Origin of the sequence: Acinetobacter sp. SK-43 (assembly GCF_015351505.1) — a bacterium.
Lineage (GTDB): Bacteria > Pseudomonadota > Gammaproteobacteria > Pseudomonadales > Moraxellaceae > Acinetobacter > Acinetobacter junii.
On record NZ_JADKPY010000022.1, the window covers coordinates 25,841 to 42,469 of the forward strand.

Consider the following 16,629-nt stretch of genomic DNA (forward strand, 5'->3'; position numbering starts at 1 on the left):
TTACATTCTCATTGCACGTTGGTTACTGCGTTTTGCTGCTTCATTTGAGTTGTCAGAAGCATCTGCAATCACAACTTGGTCACCTTGTTTGAGTCCTTTCAATACTTGCGCCGTTACACGGTTATTGAGACCGATCAACACTTGTTGTGGTTGAGCGCTACCATCAGCCTGTAAAACACGAACCATTCCTGTTGATGCTTTTCCTTGAGCAATTAGATTCTGTTCTTCAGCTGTTAACTCCAAACGTTTTGGACGCTGAACTTCTTTATTGGTATTACTCTCAGTTTTATCGACTGGGGTCTTGGCAGTATTTTTCGTATTAGATCGTTTTGCTTGAATCGCAGCTGCTGGGATTGTTAATGTATTTTTAGCTTCAGCCAACACAATATAGACTTGAGCAGTCATATCAATGCGCAGTTTGCCATCTTCATTAGGTACGTCAAAAAGCGCGTTGTAATAGACCGCAGAGCTTGATGAAGAAGAGTTCGTGCTCGTAGTTTCGGTATTGATTGAATCTGGAGCAGGTTCTACTTGACGCAAAGTCGCATAATGTTTTTTCTCGCTATTTCCTAAGGTGGTGAAATAAACGGTTTGACCTTTCTCAACTTTCATCACATCGGCTTCTGAAATCTGAGCTTTAATGGTCATCGTGTCGAGAGTTGCAAGTTTTACAATGGTTGGAGCCGTTTGATTCGCATTTACCGTTTGACCTTCTTCAGTCACGATTGCCACGATAGTTCCATTCATAGGTGCAACAATACGGGTATATCCGAGGTCTTCTTTCGCTGTTGCTAGAGTTAAGCGAGATTGTTCAATTTGAGCATTAATCGCAGCTATTTGTGCCTGAGCTGTTTTATAGTTTGCTAATGCTGTTTCAAGTTCTGCACGTGATGTTGCATCTTGGCTATACATCGCTTGTTGGCGTTTGTATTCAGCTTCAACTTTTGCCAAATTTGCTTGTTGAACGGCAAGCTGGGCTTGTTGATTTTTAATACTTGCTTCAGCCGTTTTTAAATCATTTTCTTGACGAATCGAATCAATCTGAGCAATCAACTGACCTTGTTTAACTTGATCACCCAATTGCACGTACATTTTTTTCACTTGACCTGAAACCTGTGCACCAACACTCACCATTTTGGTGGCTTCCAATACACCAGTGGCTAAAACGGAATCTTCAATATCACCACGCGAAACTTCAGCACTAATATATTGTGGAACTTCAGCTTTAGGTTTAAAGAACATCCAACCTAGTGCTGCTATGATCAATACACCGAGAGCGATGAATATTATTTTGCGAAGTTGAATTTTTTTAGAGCTTGTTTTTGGCATGGTCACGAGGTCAAAATGAAGAAAATAAACTTAGTATAAAAGTGAAATAAGGATAAAGCGTGGATATTTTTAATCTAGAATGAGAATTATTTACTATTTGGCTGTGATGCTATGTCGTGGAAATGTCATATATTATTTGAATACCATGTGCAGCACTCATGGCAAGAGCGATTCCACCTGTTTTGGGTAAAGCATAATCACGAGGATTAATACGAATCAGAGAGGGCGCAAATCGTTCACTGAAATAGCGTACTGTTGGAATAGCTGTACCTGCACCAATCTCTATAACAAGTGGTTGTTTATATTGATTTATAAAGGATTCTAAACGGTTCCGTTGCTGTGTTTGTCGCTGAGCGATCCACTCATAGTCATCAAACATTAAGATATTAGGACGTGCCAAACCGCCACAATGTTTGCAGTGAGGGAGGTCATCTAACCATTGGCAATTCACATGGTCGATTTCAGGCGAGATGTCATCTCCTGACCAAATTTCTGAAGTACAACTAGCTAAGCATTGCAAATGATGAATTGAACCATGACATTCATAAATCTGCTTTGGACTAAAGCCTGCCTTTTGAAATTGCCCGTCGACGTTAGAAGTGAATATAAAATAAGGTAGTGCTAATTTCTCTGCCAATTGATTGAGTAATTCAAAACCTATATGGGGTTGAGTCTTACGATAGAGTGCTAAACGATGTCCGTAAAAGCCCCAAGCTAAACATGGATGGTGATGAAAAGCGGCTGGATTGGCGATTTCTGTAAAATCAATTCGTTGTTTGCCTAGTTCAGGATAGGCTTGCCACATACCGTGATTACCACGAAAATCAGGTAGCCCAGAGTCAACACCCATGCCAGCACCTGCGCTGATAATAAGAGCATCAGCACGCGAAAGTATATCTTTGATTTGTTCTTTCTGGATTGTGGTTAAATCCAATGACATAAAGTCATCCTTTTTTATTTATCTTTAAGAAAAGCTTGGAAATAAAGTTGTACCACACAGTTCACTGATTGCTTGTAGCATCAGATGTTCTGAGTTTTCTTTAGACATTCCTTTAATTGCAGCATCAATTGCTAATAAAAGTTCAGGCCATTTTAAAAACTGACGAGGGTTTAAGCGGCGTAATGCTTGCTGATAAAGCGAAACTTTAGTTTTCCAAATCCCTAATTGCAATGCATTCTGTGGCTGCTCAAAAAGTTGCATGAGTAGACGCATTTCTTTGCTGAGTGTCCATAAGATCAAGCTATCTGGTTCGCCAGCAGCAAGAAGATACTGATAGATTTTAACGGATTGAGCTAAATTTCCTGTTAATAATGCATCACTTAAATCATAGGTGGTATAGCGTGATTGATCTTGTAAACACGCATAGAGTTGTTCAATCTGGATTTGTTTGATATCGGGAAAGGTATCTGCAACACGCATCAAACTGTTTTTGGCTGCCAGTAGGTTATGTTCATGATGCTGCATCAGCCATTGCCATGCATCATTATTCAATTGGATTCCGAGTTTATCGGCTTCAATACTTAATATACGTTGTCGGTCTTGTGGATAGGTTGCTGTTAAGGGAACTACAACACCATTTGCTTCAACCACCTGAAAGAAAGCGGACTTTAAACTACTACTATCTTGTTTCGGTAATACGATAAGCAATAAGTTATGTTCATTGTGCTGAATATAACTTTTGAGCTGTTTGAGCCCATTGGCATCGGGTTTGATGTTGCCATGGACTTCAATTGCGAGTTGTTGAGAAAATAATGACAGGCTATTCAATGCATTAAAGACATTTTTCCAATCATTCACACTGCTAATATCATAGCGTTGACGTTCAACTTCTTGTTGTTGCCACGCTTTACGAAATGTATCGAGTAGATTTTGTTCTAGCAAAGGTTCTTGCCCATGGATGATCCATGCACCACGGGCTTCATTTACACGTTTTAAAGCTTGAACATAATCTAGTTTCATAAATCGCGATTACGACTGTGCTTTCGGTAAACGATTTGCTGCAATCTGACGCGTAATCTGTTGAGCCACATCATCAATTACAATCTTATTTAAATAAGATTCTTGTTGATTGTCTGTATTGACCGTTGCGACATCATATTGATAACTACGTGATGCAGTTAATGTGCGAGGTTCAGTAATTTTATTGCCTTGACGATCTTCAATTTGGAAAGTCACTGTTAGACGAAGCAAGACTTCAGTTAATTTTCCATTCAATAATTGACGGCGAGGCGTGTAGTCTAAAATGCGCAGTACATAAGCATCGTTAGCATTGCTCAGTTGTACACCTGTTGCACTCAAGTAAATGCTCAGACGATTTTCAAGCTCATCGGTATTGTCAGGTAAAACAAGATTTAATTTGTTATATACCAAAGGCGTTGCCGTTGGATTACTTCCTTTCAAATGGAAACCGCAACTGGCTAAGCCTGCACTTAGGCCTAATGTTAAAACAATCGCAGCGAAACGTTGAGCTATATGCATGCTTTGTCCTTATGATCTTCCAGCAAATATGGAAGATTTAATCTTGATAATTTGACCACATTTTAGAATCAAAGCCCGTTGAATGACAGCGGGCTTTGATGAGGTTTTGTTTCGATAAAGTTCACTCTCCCACTAGGAGAGGGAGTTTAAGCAGAAAATTAAACCACTAAATTCACAAGTTTATTTGGTACAACAATTTCTTTCTTGGTCGGTCCAGTTAAGAATTGTTGAACTTCTGGTAAAGCTTTTGCTAAAGCCAATAAATCATCTTTTGAAATATCGACAGCGACATCTAACTTACCACGGAGTTTACCATTCACTTGTACAACAATCGTTTGTGTATTACGTGTTAATGCTGATTCATCCACTTGCGGGAAGACAGCAGTTGTTAAGTCGATACCAAACTGAGTCAATAAAGTTTGACTGAGATGCGGTGCAAATGGAGCAAGCAAGGTTAACAATGTAGTAATTGCTTCGCGTGCTACAGCAGCATCATTATCATCTTTTGCTTCAAACTTGTTAGTTGCATTCAGCAACTCCATCAATGCTGCAATCGCTGTGTTGAACGCATGGCGACGCTCAATGTCATCACCCACTTTTTGGATCGTTTCATGCGTTTTGCGACGTAAATCTTGGGCATCTTTAGACAAGTTCGCAGTATCAATCGTCGTTGTTTGGTTGCCTGTTTCCAGGAAACCAGCAGCTAAACGCCATACGCGTTTTAAGAAGCGGTTCGCACCTTCGACACCTGCATCTGACCATTCTAAAGATTGATCTGGCGGTGCAGCAAACATCATGAATACACGTGCCGTGTCTGCACCGTACTGATCAATAATTGCCTGTGGGTCGATCCCGTTGTTTTTCGACTTAGACATTTTCTCTTGTCCGCCGATGATAACTTCTTGACCATCACCTGAGTATTTCGCAGAAAGAATACGACCTTTCTCATCACGTTCTAATTCGATGTCAGCAGGATTAAACCAAGTCTTCTTACCATTTTCAGCTTCACGATAGAAGGTATCAGCTAACACCATGCCTTGAGTAAGCAAGTTGGTAAATGGTTCGTTACCTTGTACTACACCCTCATCACGCATTAATTTGTGGAAGAAGCGTGCATAAAGTAAATGCAGAATTGCATGCTCAACACCACCGATGTATTGGTTTACAGGGAGCCAGTTTTGAGCAGCTTCTGGTTTTACCATACCACCTGTAAAGTCAGGAGATGCATAGCGCGCATAGTACCAAGATGATTCTACGAAAGTATCCAAGGTATCTGTTTCACGGCGTGCATCGCCACCACAGCAAGGACATTTGGTTTCATAGAATTCAGGCATTTTATTTAATGGGTTACCAGAACCATCTGGAACCACATCAGTTGGTAATACCACTGGCAATTGATCTTCTGGCACTGGGACTTGACCACAAGTGTTACAGTTAATCATTGGAATTGGACAACCCCAGTAACGTTGACGAGATACACCCCAGTCACGTAAACGGAATTGAACCTTAGCATTTGCTAAGTTCTGTGGTTCTAATTTTGCAAGGAAAGCATCAAACGCGGCTTGGAAATCTAAACCGTCGAACTCGCCTGAATTTACGAGTTTACCTTCTTTAGAGCCATACCATTCTTGCCATTCAGTTGCAGAGTAATCTGCATCATCAGTACGTTTAGCATCGATCACTTGTTTGATTGGTAAATTAAACTTGTTGGCAAATTCAAAATCACGTTCGTCGTGTGCTGGCACAGCCATCACAGCACCCGAACCGTATGACATTAATACGTAGTTTGCGATCCAGACAGGAAGCTCATCACCAGTTACAGGATGTTTTACGAATAAACCTGTTGCCATGCCTTTCTTTTCGGCAGTGGCTAAATCAGCTTCAGCCACTGATCCCATGCGACATTCTTCGATAAATGCAGCCAATTCAGGATTGTTTTCTGCTGCTTTAAGCGCAAGAGGGTGCTCTGCTGCAACAGCAACATAAGTCACACCCATTAAGGTATCAGCACGCGTTGTGTAAACGGTTAAGCCATCTGCATAAATTTCTGTATTTGCAGAAGGGAAAGTAATTTCCATTCCCGTAGAGCGGCCGATCCAATTGCGTTGCATGGTCAACACTTGTTGTGGCCAACCATCTTGCAAGGTGTCTAAATCATCTAATAATTCTTGTGCATAGTCTGTGATGCGGAAGTAATACATTGGAATATCACGTTTTTCTACCAATGCACCAGAACGCCATCCACGACCATTTTCAACTTGTTCGTTTGCTAAAACAGTTTGGTCAACTGGGTCCCAGTTTACTGTTGAGAGCTTACGATAAATCAAACCCTTTTTATAAAGCTGAACAAATAACCATTGTTCCCAGTGATAGTATTCTGGTGTACAGGTTGCAAATTCACGATCCCAGTCCACAGACAAACCCAATTTTTTTAATTGGTCACGCATATATGCGATATTTTCAAATGTCCATTTTGCTGGTGCAACTTGATGAGCGATCGCTGCATTTTCAGCAGGTAAACCAAACGCATCCCAACCCATTGGTTGTAATACCGTTTCGCCTTTTAGACGGTAAAAACGGCTGATCACGTCACCAATGGTGTAGTTACGCACATGCCCCATATGCAGTTTGCCACTTGGGTAAGGGAACATCGACAGGATATAGCGATGTTTGCCCTCTACAGTGTCTGCAACTTTAAAAACTTTGCGATTGTCCCAGTCTTGTTGAACTTGAGGCTCAATGGCACTTGCTTGATATTCGGAGTCAATGTGAGAAGTCGTCATAGGGATATGCGATACAACAAAAATTAAAGTTAAGATTGCCGCACAGCATAGCGCAAAATAGGGGCGAATGTCAGTTTTTAGAGCAAGATTTTATCTTCTGGATATTGAGTATCAGTGGTTCTATTTCAGTGCTTTTATCGATTTGATGTTCTTGAGTTGGTTAATTTCTGCGTGTTCTGTTGATCAGCTACTTCACTTTTTCGTTTGGTGCACTAAATATTACTATGACTAGATGAAAGATGTTTTTCATAGGGAAATAAGATTAGTCGTTTTATAGACGAATTAAGGTGATGTCTTATTTCATCACCTTAATCGAATTTTATTTTTTAAAGTTTTGGCTGAACTTTTACACCTGAATTCGAAGATACACTTGGTGCTTCTACTGTTGGAACAGGCTTAGAATTATCGGTAGGCATATTCGTAGTTGATGAATTGTTTTGTTGATTTGTATCGCTTTGCGGCGTTTGAGTAGGTTCTGTTGTTGTACTAGTTGGATTGCTGGAACTGTAGTTGTGGCTACCATAGGTTGTGACTTTATCTAAACGTTTTGCACCTTTTGGAGGTGGAGTGGCTGTGTAATGAGTGGAGCCACTAGCGTCGACCCATTTGTAATATTGCTGTGCATGGTTTTGACTAGAACTTAGAAGCATAACTGTCGCTGCTAAAGTGTATAAGCTTGTTTTTAAATGATTTGATGTCATATTTGATCTCCCTAAGAGAATTTTGTCTACATTCGATCAAAGTGCTTTTATGCGTGAATAACAATGCCTATTTTTACTGAAAAAGAAAATAGTTATTTGATAAATGGAGTGGTGCTACATTCAAAAAATGCGTGAATAGTGCTTAAAAAAGCAACAGCTAAAAAATATTCTTAAAAAACCTTTTCTTTGTTATTGACTTTGTATATGAAAGCAACAAAAATGCATGCTTTAGTTTTATATGCGTTTATTTGATCACCCTTCGGATAAATGTCATGGCTTGCAATGGACATTCTTTCTAGCCGAGAGAATGATTTTTTGAAATATGTTTATCCCAACATATTTTGATTCGAGATGTAATAACAGCTTATACGGCTGATGAGTCAGAAAATTTTTCCTATTGCAGCAAAAACGAGTAGAATACGCACACTTATAAAAAGTGCATAAAGTTAATGAATGAACACAGTTTATGTCTCCCATAAATTGTGCAAACACTAGGGTGAATCACGTTGGAACTTTTATCTGGTGGTGAAATGCTCGTTCGTGCGCTTGCGGACGAAGGCGTAGAGCATGTTTTTGGTTATCCAGGCGGCGCAGTTTTACATATCTATGACGCGCTATTTCAACAAGACAAAATTAATCATTACCTTGTACGTCATGAGCAAGCTGCTGGTCATATGGCAGATGCATACTCACGCGTAACGGGTAAAACAGGTGTGGTGCTCGTCACTTCAGGACCTGGTGCAACAAACACAGTTACTCCAATTGCAACGGCATATATGGACTCAATCCCAATGGTGATTTTGTCTGGTCAAGTTGCGACTCATTTAATTGGGGAAGATGCATTCCAAGAAACAGATATGGTTGGTATTTCTCGTCCAATCGTAAAACATAGTTTCCAAGTGCGTCATGCTAGTGAAATTCCAGCAATTATCAAAAAAGCATTCTATATCGCTTCATCTGGCCGTCCAGGTCCAGTTGTGGTTGATATTCCTAAAGATGCGACCAATCCAGCAGAGAAATTTGCTTACGAATATCCAGAAAAAGTGAAAATGCGCTCTTATCAACCGCCTTCACGTGGACATTCAGGTCAGATTCGTAAAGCAATTGATGAATTAATTACTGCTAAACGCCCAGTTATTTATACTGGTGGTGGTGTTGTTCAAGGTAATGCTTCTGAATTATTAACAGAACTTGCGCATTTACTTGGCTACCCTGTAACAAATACTTTAATGGGTTTAGGTGCTTTCCCTGGCGATGATCCACAATTTGTGGGTATGTTGGGTATGCATGGAACTTATGAAGCAAATATGACGATGCACAATGCAGATGTCATTTTGGCAATTGGTGCGCGTTTTGATGACCGTGTGACCAACAACCCAGCTAAGTTCTGTCAAAATGCTAAAGTCATTCATATTGATATTGACCCAGCAACAATTTCGAAGACGATTATGGCGCATATCCCGATTGTGGGTGCTGTTGAGCCTGTCCTTCAAGAAATGTTGGCTCAGTTGAAACAAATGAATGTGTCAAAGCCAAACCCAGAAGCTATTGCTGAATGGTGGTCACAAATCAATGAGTGGCGCAAAGTCCACGGTTTGAAATATGAAACACCAACTGATGGTTCAATGAAACCACAGCAAGTGGTTAAAGCTTTGTGCAAAGTTACAAATGGTGAAGCGATTATCACGTCTGACGTGGGTCAACATCAAATGTTTGGTGCTTTGTATTATACATATAAGCGTCCACGTCAATGGATCAACTCTGGTGGTTTAGGTACCATGGGTGTTGGTTTACCATATGCGATGGCAGCTAAGCTTGCTTTCCCAGATCAGCAAGTGGTTTGTATTACTGGTGAAGCATCGATTCAGATGTGTATCCAAGAGTTATCAACATGTAAGCAGTATGGCTTAAATGTGAAAATTCTTTGCTTAAATAACCAAGCTCTAGGCATGGTTAAACAATGGCAAGATATGAACTACGAAGGACGTCATTCAAGTTCATACGTTGACTCATTACCTGACTTTGCCAAGTTAATGGAAGCTTACGGTCACGTTGGTATTCAAATTGACCACGCAGATGAGCTTGAATCTAAGCTTGCAGAAGCGATGGCGATTAATGATAAATGTGTGTTCATTAATGTCATGGTTGACCGTACTGAGCATGTGTATCCAATGCTTATTGCAGGCCAGTCGATGAAAGATATGTGGTTAGGTAAAGGGGAGCGCACGGCATGAGACACATTATCTCTGTACTTGTAGAAAATGAAGCAGGCGCGCTTTCTCGTTTGGTCGGCTTATTCTCTCAACGTGGTTACAACATTGAGACTTTAAACGTTGCTCCAACTGAAGATGAAACTTTATCTCGTTTGACGCTGACAACTTATGGTGATGATCACAAAATCGAGCAGATCACAAAACAACTGAATAAATTAGTTGAAGTGGTTAAGGTGGTTGATTTGTCAGAAGGCGCACATATTGAGCGCGAGCTTATGTTAATTAAAGTGAAAGCTTTAGGTGCAGCTCGTGCGGAAATTAAGCGTACAGCTGATATTTTCCGTGCTCAAATCGTTGACGTAACACCGACGACTTATACGATTCAAATTGCTGGTACGACTGATAAGATCGATGGTTTTATTGATGCACTTGCTGAGAATACGATTTTAGAAGTTGTACGTTCTGGTGTGTCAGGCATCGCACGTGGTGAAAAAGTTTTAAGTATTTAACGCTTCCCCAGTTCTGCATATAGAAATGGAAGAATTAGGAAGTTTCAAAGGATCTATCCTTGTATAACAAGGGAAATGACAAAAATTTTAGCGGAGAAAACAGATGCAAATTTTTTACGATAAAGACTGTGATTTATCAATCATCCAAGGCAAGAAAGTTGCAATTATTGGTTATGGTTCACAAGGTCATGCTCACGCACTTAACTTGAAAGACTCTGGCGTAGACGTAACTGTTGGTTTACGTGCTGGTTCGGCATCTTGGAAAAAAGCTGAAAATTCAGGTCTTAAAGTTTCTGAAGTGCCAGCAGCTGTTGCTCAAGCTGACTTAGTTATGATCTTGACTCCAGATGAGTTCCAAGCTCAACTTTATCGTGATGTAATTGAACCAAACATCAAAGAAGGTGCAACTTTAGCATTTGCTCATGGTTTCTCTGTTCTTTATAACCAAGTTGTTCCACGTAAAGATTTAGACGTAATCATGGTTGCTCCAAAAGCACCTGGTCACACTGTACGTTCAGAATTCCAACGTGGTTCAGGTGTTCCTGATCTTATCGCGATTCACCAAGATGCTTCTGGTAATGCTCGTAACGTTGCACTTTCTTATGCTTCAGGCGTAGGTGGTGGTCGTACAGGTATCATCGAAACTTCTTTCCGTGAAGAAACTGAAACTGATTTATTCGGTGAACAAGCAGTTCTTTGTGGTGGTGCTGTTGAATTGGTTAAAATGGGCTTCGAAACTTTAGTTGAAGCTGGTTATGCACCAGAAATGGCTTACTTCGAATGCTTACATGAGCTTAAATTGATCGTTGATTTGATGTTCGAAGGCGGTATTGCTGACATGAACTATTCAGTATCTAACAATGCTGAATACGGTGAATACGTAACTGGTGTTGAAGTCATCAACGAACAGTCACGTGAAGCAATGCGTAATGCATTGAAACGTATCCAATCTGGTGAATATGCGAAAATGTTCATCCAAGAAGGTGCGTTGAACTACCCATCTATGACTGCTCGTCGTCGTCAAAATGCAGCACATGGTATCGAAGTAACGGGTGCTAAATTACGTGCGATGATGCCTTGGATTCAAGCGAACAAAATCGTTGATAAAGAGAAAAACTAATTTTTTAGTTTAATCTTTGAAAAGCCCTTGTTTATACAAGGGCTTTTTTATTACATCACTTAAAGTGCTGTATCTTGTGATGATAGCCTAATCTTGCAGTTTAGGTCGTTGAGTTAATTCTCGCGGCTCGTATGGAATAAGCAGAATTTTTAAGATGTTACTGAGAGTATAAAAAATAAATTACCTGATAAGGAGTGTAGTCACTTATTTGCTTTCAGTATAAAAAACTTCATATTCTTAGTCTTTTTTAATAACAGAGTTATAACAAACAGCATGATAAAAAGGCATACTATATATATGTTTAAAGCATTTATTAAAGGTGAGTGTGTCTTTTATAATTGTTGATTGTTTTTTAAATTGAATGTACGACGGTTCAGCTTTTAGTATCTTATAATCAAAAAATTAACATCAAAATGTTTAGTTCAAATTTAATCTGAAATATGGTTTGAAAATTGCAGTAAAAAAGCAAGAATTTTCATTGGTTTGAAATGAATATGTGTTTTTATTCTATTGATTTTAAAAGCGAAAAAGACTTGAACTTATGCCAGATGATGTTATTGTTAAGGAAAGATTATGAATGCGAAATTTATATCTTTTTTGAGTGTGAAGGATTGTTCGGATTTTGAGCAATTTGCTCAGAAAATAAAAAAAAGTACTGAATAAGCATGGAAGTCCTTTATGGTACACGTTGATTACGATAGTACATTGGTCATCGTTTCCATTCTGGTTGCTATAGCAACTTGCTACGCAGCAGTTTCGATGGAAGAACTTGTTTTCAAACCTGCTTATAAAAAATTTGAAAAAAGTATTTTGATTGCAAGTGGTCTAATCTTAGGATTAGCGATATGGGCAATGCATTTTGTGGGAATGCTGGCTAGCCATTTGCCAGAAGGTTATCACTTTGATCTTAGTTTGACTGCATTGTCTTATTTAGTTGGTGCAGTGGCTTCTATATTTGCTGTGTGGTTAACAACTCGACCTACATTACCTTTTCCACGATTGGTTTTAGGTGCTGTATTTATGGGATTAGGCATTTCAGGAATGCACTACACAGGAATGCTTGCACTCTCATTTACCGATCATCAACTACACTATGATCCACTTTTGGTCATTAGTTCGATCTTGATTGCAATTTTTGGCTCTGCATTAAGTTTTTGGTTTATTTTTAAATATAAGACAGCGACTACCCATCGTACAGTTTTGAAACTGACTATTGCTTTATTGATGGCATTTAGTATTGCGGGAATGCATTATACTGGAATGGCTGCGACATTATTTGATGAACGAGTAGCGATGATCTTAAGTGCTGCTCAAACTGATCAAAGTGTGCTGTTATTTACGATTATTTTTATTACGAGTTTAGTCTTTGTTGCTGGTTTCGCCGTTGCAGTTTTAGAAGCGAGACTAGAGGAGCGCAACCAACAATTAACAAAAATTAATCGCGAGTTAGCCAACCAATCTTCACATGATTCCTTAACTAAACTGCCAAATCGCTTATCCTTAACAGATTATGCTGAAGTAATTTTTAGTCATCATCGTTTAAAAGAACAAAAAGCTGCATTTTTATATATTGATTTAGATCGTTTTAAGTCTGTTAATGATGCTTTTGGACATCACATTGGTGATCAGTTATTAATACAAATGGCTAATCGATTACATCAGAAACTCGGCCAAAATCAAAAACTGTTTAGAATTGGTGGTGATGAGTTTGTTTTAATCTCAGAGCATACTGATGCAAATGAGGCGATAGAGTTAGCAGAAAAAGTTCTACATGCCATTCAAGAAAGTTATTCAATTGCAAATAAAGAGATAAATATTTCAGCCAGTTTGGGCATTGCGATTTATCCTGAACACGGTACGAATGTTCAAGATCTTTTGATCAATGCAGATGTTGCGATGTTGGCATCTAAAGATCAAGGACGTAATACCTTTACTATTTTCCATTCTGCAAGTGATCAACAAGATGTGCGTAGTCAATCCAAATTAATTAATGATCTTTATAAAGCTGTTGATGAACAACAGTTTATCTTATTTTATCAACCGAAGTTTACGGTCAATTATGAAATCTGTGGAGTAGAGGCTCTGATTCGTTGGAAGCATCCAACTTTGGGATTGTTAACTCCGCAAATGTTTATAGAGGGAGCTGAGAAGACAGGTTTGATCATTCCAATGGGATATTGGGCACTTGAGCAAGCTTGCCAACAGATCCAAAAATGGGAACAGAGTAATAGTCCTTTTTATCCGATCGCAGTCAATCTTTCGGCTTTGCAATTTGAAAATAAAAAACTGTTTTGTGTATTAGAAAAGCTCTTAGATAAATATCAAATTCAACCTGAACATCTCATTTTAGAAATCACAGAATCAACTGCGATACATCATATCGAATCGAGTATTCGTACCTTAGAGCGATTGAGAAAGTTAGGGATTCGAATTGCAATTGATGATTTTGGTACAGGTTATTCGAGTTTTCTTTATTTAAAAGATTTACCAATCGATGAGCTTAAAATTGACCGCGGTTTTTTAATTGATTTACAGCCTAATTCGAAAGAAGAAGCAATCTTAGAAAGTATTATTCACTTGGCTGCGAAACTGGAATTGGTAGTGACTGCAGAAGGGGTTGAAACGCAGGAGCAAGCGGATATTTTGGCACATCTTGGATGCAATCAATTGCAGGGATATCTGTTAGGTCGTCCTGTGAATGTTGAGAATCTAGTATTAAACCGAACTCATAACTTTGCTTAAACGACTGCGTTAAGCAGATTTGATGAGTTGTCAAACATTTAGCATAGACTCAATATTTGACAATCTTATTTGCTTTATTCAGAGCGTGGAATGAGCCAGTTGGTAATGACAGGCCAAACATGTAGAGGTGCTTGGTTTCCTGAAACCAACCCCATATGTCCTCCTGAAACAATCTCGAATTGCTTATCTTGACTGCTGATTAAATCCATTAATGGTTTGACTGCTTCAGCTGTGACGATAATATCAGTATCACCGCCAATCGCTAAAACTGAACAATCGATATCTTTAAAATAAGCGGTTTGCTCACCAAATTGAACCACACCAGTCGAAAGTTCGTTGTCGATCCAAAAGCGCAAAATGATATCGCGCATTACCCCTCCAGGATAGGCGAGCATATTGTCAACAAACGAACTTGAAGTTGCGTGATTAATGACAAACTGTCGATCATTCAAATTTTTCAGTAATTGCCAATAATTTTTAAAATTACCCACGGGATCTGTGAGCTTAAATCCGAGCGTATTTTGCCAACCGTGAATATGAAAATAGCGGCTAGGAATTTGACGGATTCGGAAATTGGTATTGGTTCGCACCCATTGCGCTGGTGTGTTTAACTTTTGATAGAGCTTACCAATATAACCTGATTGATGGGTATTAATCGGTGATGCCAAAATCATTAAATTCTTAATATTTTTATCTTTAAATAATGACGTGTAGCAAAGAGAGATCGCTCCACCTAGGCTCCAGCCATATAATGATAGTTGCTGTTGCCCGCTATGTTCACGAATTTTGTTGATAAAGTCGGGCATAAAGATTTTGATATAGGTACCGAAATTGTATTTGGCTTGTCTACGGCTTGGTGTGCCCCAGTCAATCATATACACATCAAAACCTTGGCTTTGAAAATAACGAATTAAACTACGATGAGGAAACAAATCGAACACTAGGGTATTGGCTGCTAATGGGGGGATAATGACGAGAGGGACACGGTGTTTATTTTCACCTGTTTCTACATCTGCCTTGTAAAACCGTAAACTAATAATTTCACGTTCATAAACGACTTCAAAAGGTGTCTTTCCTGACAATGCCAGTTGATGTTCTCTCAAGAAACGATCCGCCGCATTTGAAAAAACTTGTGCAGCTTGTTTACCCGCACGCGTTTTTAAGATGGATTGGGCTGTTTTAGAGTTAACAAAGGTATCTTTAACTTTAGGCAATTGAGTCATCGTGCAAGAACTCTACGGTTGCAACTGTGTAGCGGCATATTAGAAGAAAAAAAACATTTGCTCACTGACTCATCTGCTTAACTTATTTTTGAAAATGATCAATTTCGAATATTGCATGGTCGTAAATTGCTCAAAAATACTTATTTAGGCAGTTGGGGCGTATACGTAAGTGAGCTTATCAATCTTAATATATGGTATTGCGTATATATGAATATTCATATATAAAGTCACTATCATTAATTCAAAATGTTTTTACTCATTATGTCTACTCAACAACAAATTACGATTTATCACAACCCTGCATGTGGGACATCTCGAAATACACTCGGATTAATTCGCAATACGGGTATTGAACCTATCGTGATTGAATATTTACTGAACCCTCCTTCAAAATCTGAACTTATTCAATTGATTAGTGATGCTGGTTTGTCTGTAAGGGCTGCGATCCGTACGAATGTTGATCCTTATCGTGAACTTGATTTGGATCGTGAGACTTGGACAGATCATGAATTAATCGAATTTATGCTTGAACATCCTATTTTAATTAATCGTCCTTTTGTTGTGACGAGTCAGGGTACTCGTTTATGCAGACCATCGGAGTTGGTACTGGATATTTTACCAGTTGCACAACAAGGTGCTTTTTCCAAAGAGGATGGTGAACAGGTGATTGATGAAAATGGTCAGCGTGTTAATTAAATAATAATTCAGTATTTGAGGTTGGAAATGGATCGAGTGAATTTCTTTAAGTGTTTGTCTGATGAAACACGTCTCAGTATTGTCACTTTAGTGGCGGAAAATAAAGAACTATGTGTTTGTGATTTGACTGAAAAATTAAACTTGAGCCAACCAAAAATTTCGAGACATTTAGCCTTATTAAGGTCATCTGGCTTACTACAAGATCGAAGACAAAGTCAGTGGGTGTATTACAGCATCAATCCAGAACTGCCGATATGGTGCCATGATATTTTGGCTCTTTTAGTCAACGGTTCATCCTCAACTAGTCAGGATTTATCGACTTTATCTCTAAAAAGTTATTGTGAGTAATTTGAATATGAAATTTCTATTTTTATGTACTGGAAATAGTTGCCGTAGCATTTTGTCAGAGGTGTTATTTAATCATCGTGCACCAGCAGGTTGGAAAGCATATAGTGCAGGAAGTAAGCCATCTGGCCAAGTTCATCCTTTGACGATCGAGACTTTAGAAAACTTAAATCTATCAACTGAGGGTTTGTGGAGCAAAACGATTGATGACTGTGAACAATATCAACCTGATGTGGTAATTACCGTATGTGATTCTGCAGCACAAGAAGCTTGTCCTCTTTATTTAGGTGGAGCGATCAAAGCACATTGGGGTTTAGCAGATCCTTCGCATTTAGACTTGCCGAAAGAAGAAAAATTAAAAGCATTCCAAGTGACTGTTGATCATATCAATCGCCGTTTAGATGCTTTATTTGCAATGGATACTGAGAGTATGACTCGTCCAGAGTTAATTGCTGCGATCAATAAAATTTCTGAGATTGAATGAGAACA

Annotated in this window: 14 protein-coding genes; 7 read left to right on the forward strand and 7 right to left on the reverse strand. The window is 38.9% G+C overall.

The window, feature by feature from the left end:
- The 6 genes from IRT38_RS05730 to IRT38_RS05755 all read right to left on the reverse strand — a co-directional run bounded on the left by IRT38_RS05730 (nucleotide 1) and on the right by IRT38_RS05755 (nucleotide 7,292).
- Nucleotides 1–1,329: an efflux RND transporter periplasmic adaptor subunit gene (locus IRT38_RS05730; protein ID WP_194597168.1), complete on the reverse strand. Its 1,329-nt coding sequence runs from the start codon at nucleotides 1,327–1,329 to the stop codon at nucleotides 1–3.
- Between the two features lie 109 nt (nucleotides 1,330–1,438).
- A complete protein-coding gene (locus IRT38_RS05735) occupies nucleotides 1,439–2,269 on the reverse strand; it encodes an SIR2 family NAD-dependent protein deacylase (protein ID WP_194597169.1) in 831 nt (276 codons plus the stop codon).
- Between the two features lie 24 nt (nucleotides 2,270–2,293).
- On the reverse strand, nucleotides 2,294–3,289 hold the full coding sequence (holA, locus tag IRT38_RS05740; RefSeq protein ID WP_004955573.1) for a DNA polymerase III subunit delta: 996 nt from the start codon (nucleotides 3,287–3,289) through the stop codon (nucleotides 2,294–2,296).
- A 9-nt stretch (nucleotides 3,290–3,298) separates the two neighbouring features.
- Nucleotides 3,299–3,808, reverse strand: coding sequence for an LPS assembly lipoprotein LptE (gene lptE, locus IRT38_RS05745; RefSeq protein WP_194597170.1), 510 nt, complete (start codon nucleotides 3,806–3,808; stop codon nucleotides 3,299–3,301).
- Nucleotides 3,809–3,966: 158 nt separating this feature from the next.
- Nucleotides 3,967–6,591: a leucine--tRNA ligase gene (gene leuS, locus IRT38_RS05750; protein ID WP_194597171.1), complete on the reverse strand. Its 2,625-nt coding sequence runs from the start codon at nucleotides 6,589–6,591 to the stop codon at nucleotides 3,967–3,969.
- 326 nt (nucleotides 6,592–6,917) lie between these two features.
- Nucleotides 6,918–7,292, reverse strand: a complete 375-nt coding sequence (locus IRT38_RS05755) for a DUF4124 domain-containing protein (RefSeq protein WP_194597172.1) — start codon at nucleotides 7,290–7,292, stop codon at nucleotides 6,918–6,920.
- 506 nt (nucleotides 7,293–7,798) lie between these two features.
- Here IRT38_RS05755 and IRT38_RS05760 point away from each other — a divergent pair.
- From IRT38_RS05760 to IRT38_RS05775, 4 genes are all read left to right on the forward strand, one after another.
- Nucleotides 7,799–9,526 carry an acetolactate synthase 3 large subunit gene (locus IRT38_RS05760; RefSeq protein ID WP_004906563.1) on the forward strand — a complete coding sequence of 576 codons (1,728 nt, stop codon included), beginning with the start codon at nucleotides 7,799–7,801 and terminating at the stop codon, nucleotides 9,524–9,526.
- The gene (gene ilvN, locus IRT38_RS05765) at nucleotides 9,523–10,014 is read left to right on the forward strand and encodes an acetolactate synthase small subunit (protein ID WP_004760770.1); all 492 of its coding nucleotides are present in this window, start codon (nucleotides 9,523–9,525) and stop codon (nucleotides 10,012–10,014) included. The genes IRT38_RS05760 and ilvN overlap by 4 nt, the downstream gene beginning before the upstream one ends.
- 103 nt (nucleotides 10,015–10,117) lie before the next feature.
- Nucleotides 10,118–11,134: a ketol-acid reductoisomerase gene (gene ilvC, locus IRT38_RS05770; RefSeq protein WP_004906565.1), complete on the forward strand. Its 1,017-nt coding sequence runs from the start codon at nucleotides 10,118–10,120 to the stop codon at nucleotides 11,132–11,134.
- 678 nt (nucleotides 11,135–11,812) lie between these two features.
- On the forward strand, nucleotides 11,813–13,876 hold the full coding sequence (locus IRT38_RS05775; RefSeq protein ID WP_194597173.1) for a putative bifunctional diguanylate cyclase/phosphodiesterase: 2,064 nt from the start codon (nucleotides 11,813–11,815) through the stop codon (nucleotides 13,874–13,876).
- Nucleotides 13,877–13,950: 74 nt separating this feature from the next.
- Here IRT38_RS05775 and IRT38_RS05780 read toward each other — a convergent pair whose 3' ends face one another.
- Complete coding sequence (locus IRT38_RS05780) at nucleotides 13,951–15,099, reverse strand: alpha/beta fold hydrolase (RefSeq protein ID WP_194597174.1); 1,149 nt, start codon at nucleotides 15,097–15,099, stop codon at nucleotides 13,951–13,953.
- Between the two features lie 261 nt (nucleotides 15,100–15,360).
- Here IRT38_RS05780 and arsC point away from each other — a divergent pair, with 261 nt between their 5' ends.
- From arsC to IRT38_RS05795, 3 genes are read left to right on the forward strand one after another with little or no spacing between them, the layout of a single operon-like run.
- Nucleotides 15,361–15,795: an arsenate reductase (glutaredoxin) gene (gene arsC / locus IRT38_RS05785; RefSeq protein WP_020899787.1), complete on the forward strand. Its 435-nt coding sequence runs from the start codon at nucleotides 15,361–15,363 to the stop codon at nucleotides 15,793–15,795.
- A 27-nt stretch (nucleotides 15,796–15,822) separates the two neighbouring features.
- Complete coding sequence (locus IRT38_RS05790) at nucleotides 15,823–16,143, forward strand: metalloregulator ArsR/SmtB family transcription factor (protein ID WP_004906573.1); 321 nt, start codon at nucleotides 15,823–15,825, stop codon at nucleotides 16,141–16,143.
- Nucleotides 16,144–16,150: 7 nt separating this feature from the next.
- Complete coding sequence (locus IRT38_RS05795) at nucleotides 16,151–16,624, forward strand: arsenate reductase ArsC (protein ID WP_004955597.1); 474 nt, start codon at nucleotides 16,151–16,153, stop codon at nucleotides 16,622–16,624.
- Nucleotides 16,625–16,629 lie beyond the last annotated feature (5 nt).